At 57.3% G+C, this 3,484-nt stretch carries 2 protein-coding genes; both read left to right on the forward strand.

The genetic code is table 11. The features are described from left to right. On the forward strand, nucleotides 1-1,402 hold a 1,402-nt coding region (locus HCG46_RS28345; RefSeq protein ID WP_168688159.1), incomplete at its 5' end, for a caspase family protein. A gap of 159 nt (nucleotides 1,403-1,561) precedes the next feature. Further along, nucleotides 1,562-3,295, forward strand: coding sequence for a caspase family protein (locus HCG46_RS28350; RefSeq protein WP_152506362.1), 1,734 nt, complete (start codon nucleotides 1,562-1,564; stop codon nucleotides 3,293-3,295). Nucleotides 3,296-3,484 lie beyond the last annotated feature (189 nt).

Consider the following 3,484-nt stretch of genomic DNA (forward strand, 5'->3'; position numbering starts at 1 on the left):
TGATTTCGAGGCCCTGCCCGCAAATCTCGTGCTCAATGCCATGGAACAGAGCACGAAGGTCAACCTTGTCTTTCTGGATGCCTGCCGGAACAACCCGTTTACGGAAAACCTTGCCCGGTCCATGGGGACGCGCTCAAGCGCAGTCGGTCGTGGACTTGCGAAGATCGGCTCCGGTGTCGGCTCCCTGGTTTCCTTCGCCACCCAGCCGGGCAATGTCGCGCTTGACGGCGATGGCGAGAACAGCCCGTTTACAACTGCCCTGATCAAGCATCTCGGCACGCCCGGTCAGGACATCACCCGCGACCTGGTAATGGTGCGCCGGGACGTTCTGGAAGCCACCAAGGGACAGCAGGTTCCCTGGGACAATTCTTCGCTGACTGGTGAAGTCATCCTCAAACAGCTTGAGATGGTTCAGCCCGTCGAACCGGAAAAGCCGGCGATCAACCCGCAGATCGAGCTGACCTATTGGGACTCGATCAAATCCGGACAGAATGCGGCCTACTTCGAAACCTATCTGTCTCGCTACCCGGAAGGCCAGTTCGCCGACATCGCCCGGATCCGTCTGGACGAGATCAAGGCAAAGGCCGAAAGCGACAAGGCCAAGCAGGCGAAACCGGATGCCACGGCTGAAATCACCTATTGGCAGACGATCCAGAATTCGACCCGGCCGGAAATGTTCGAGAGTTATCTCGGCAGATACCCGAACGGGATCTATGCCGACCTTGCCCAGCTGAAAATCCAGTCGATCAAGAGCCAGGCGGAAGCGGATGCGCGCCGCAAGGCTCAGGCAGAGGCAGAAGCCCAAGCCATCGCCTCGACAGCAGCGAATGCATCGCCAGAAAGAACGACGGCCAAGCCTGCAGACGAAATCACCGTTGCCGCCCTGACGCCTGATCAAGCACCGTCAACGACCTCGCCGTCCCCGGTATCGTTGCTATCGCCTGAAGAGCTTGCAACGGCTCTCCAGACAGAACTCAACCGTGTTGGCTGTTCGGTCGGCCGTGTTGATGGTGACTGGGGCAACAGAAGCCGGCAGGCACTGAGAACCTATGGCCGCGAAGCCGGGATCGATCTTGCCTCGCTCGACCCGGACCCTTCCATTCTGAATCAGCTCAAGAAATCGACCGGACGCGTTTGCCCGCTCACCTGTGGACGGAACCAGGAACTGAAGAACGGTCGCTGTGTCGCAACCAGAACGCCTGAACCTTCCGGCAACAGCACAAAACCGAGCACACAGACGAAGACCACGGACAGCTGCCCGAAAAACCCGTCTGCCTATGGAAACAAGGTAATTGGAAAATCTCATGGCCTCGGCCGCCAGACCCTTACACATCCCTGCGGCAGGAAGCTTGCATGCAGAGGTTCTAGGGCCAGTTGGGTAAAGACCTGCACCTGGCTTTAGCCGTTCGGCTGAAGTCCGATTTATGAATGTTTGAAGTTGAATTTTTCTGGTGAGCCCGCGATCTGATTTCCGATCCCGAATCGCCGGATTACCCTTCGGGGGAGCAGCAGTTTTTTTGCCCGATTGCTCCCGAGATCAGGTAGCTCTGGAGAATCGATTGTGAAGCAGATCCTCGTATCCCTTTTGCTTCTTGCGTTTGCCGCAAGCGCGGCACATGCCGAACGCCGTGTGGCGCTCGTGATCGGTAATTCCGGTTATGAGCACGTCACTCAGCTCACCAATCCGGACAACGACGCCAAAGGCATGGCCGAAAAACTGACCAGTCTGGATTTCGAGGTCGTGACCGGCACCAACCTGTCGCTTCGGGATATGCGAAAGACAGTGCGGGAATTCATCGCCAAGCTCGAAGGTGCTGATATAGCCCTGTTCTTCTACGCAGGGCATGGCCTTCAGGTAAGTGGCGAGAACTATCTGGTGCCGATTGATGCCGAGCTGAATTCCTATGTCGATCTTGAATTCGAGGCGATGCCGGCGAACCTTGTTCTCAATGCCATGGAGCATTCCACCAAGGTCAATCTGGTGTTTCTGGACGCGTGCCGGAACAATCCGCTGGCTGAAAACCTCGCACGGTCCATGGGCACCCGTTCCGGTTCTGTTGGCCGGGGCCTTGCCAAGATCGGCTCCGGGGTTGGCTCCCTGATTTCCTTCGCCACCCAGCCAGGTAACGTCGCACTTGATGGTGATGGCAAGAACAGCCCTTTCACCACGGCCCTGCTGAAACATCTCGGCACACCCGGACAGGATATTACCCGGGATCTCGTGATGGTCCGCCGGGATGTGCTGGAGGCCACCAAGGGTCAGCAGGTTCCCTGGGACAATTCCTCGCTGACTGGCGAAGTCATCCTCAAGCAGCTTGAGATGGTGGAGCCCATTGAACCGGAGAAACCAGCGATCAACCCGCAGATCGAGCTGGCTTACTGGGATTCGATCAAGTCCGGCGAATCCATTGCCTATTTTGAAACCTACCTGAGCCGTTACCCCGACGGCCAGTTTGCCGACATCGCCCGGATCCGTATCGACGAAATCGAGGCAAAGGCCGAACGTGACAAGGCCCAGCAGAACAAGCCGGATACAACGGCTGAGATCACCTACTGGCAAACAATCCAGAATTCGACCCGGCCGGAGATGTTCGAAAGTTACATTACCCGGTATCCAAAAGGCATCTACGCCGACCTTGCGCGGTTGAAGATCGAATCGATCAAACGCCAGGCTGAAGCCGAAGTCCGTCGCAAGGCCCAGGCTTCAGCGGCCGCGCCTAACCCGGCGCCTGAAAGAACTGCTACCAAACGCGACGAGGAAATCACCGTTGCCGCGTTGACACCTGACGAAACACCGGCAGGCGTCATACCTTCGCCAGTCACAACGCTCTCCGCTGAAGAACTGGCCACGGCTCTGCAGACTGAACTTAACCGCGTCGGCTGTTCGGTTGGCAGGGTTGATGGCGATTGGGGCAACAAGAGCCGTCGGGCACTGAGGACCTATGGACGCGAAGCGGGCATCGACCTTGCCTCACTCGACCCAAGCCCCGACATTTTGGATCAGCTCAAGAAATCAACCGGACGCATTTGCCCGCTCACCTGTGGACGGAACCAGGAACTGAAGAACGGTCGCTGTGTCGCAACCAGAAAACCTGAACCTTCCGGCAACGGCTCCAAGCCGAGCACCAAGTCCAAGACCGCCGACAGTTGCCCGAAAAACCCGACTATTTACGGCAACAAGATCATCGGCAGAGTGCCCGGTGTCGGACGACAGACGTTGACACACCCCTGCGGCAGGAAGCTCGCTTGCAAAGGTTCAAAGGCCAGCTGGATATTGAGCTGTAACTGGATTTAGCTACACGGCTAAAGCCAGATTTAAGTACGTTTAAAGTTGAAGTGTGCCGGCGAGCCGCGATCTGAATTATGATCCCGGCCTGCCGGAGTGCCCTACAGCAGAGTAACCGGAATAGTTTTGCACGGCAGCTCCCGAGAGCTGGTAGGTTTGGAGAACCGCCTGTGAAGCAGATAATCGCATGCCTGTTGC

The sequence above is a fragment of the Labrenzia sp. PO1 genome (assembly GCF_012273635.1).
Lineage (GTDB): Bacteria > Pseudomonadota > Alphaproteobacteria > Rhizobiales > Stappiaceae > Roseibium > Roseibium algicola.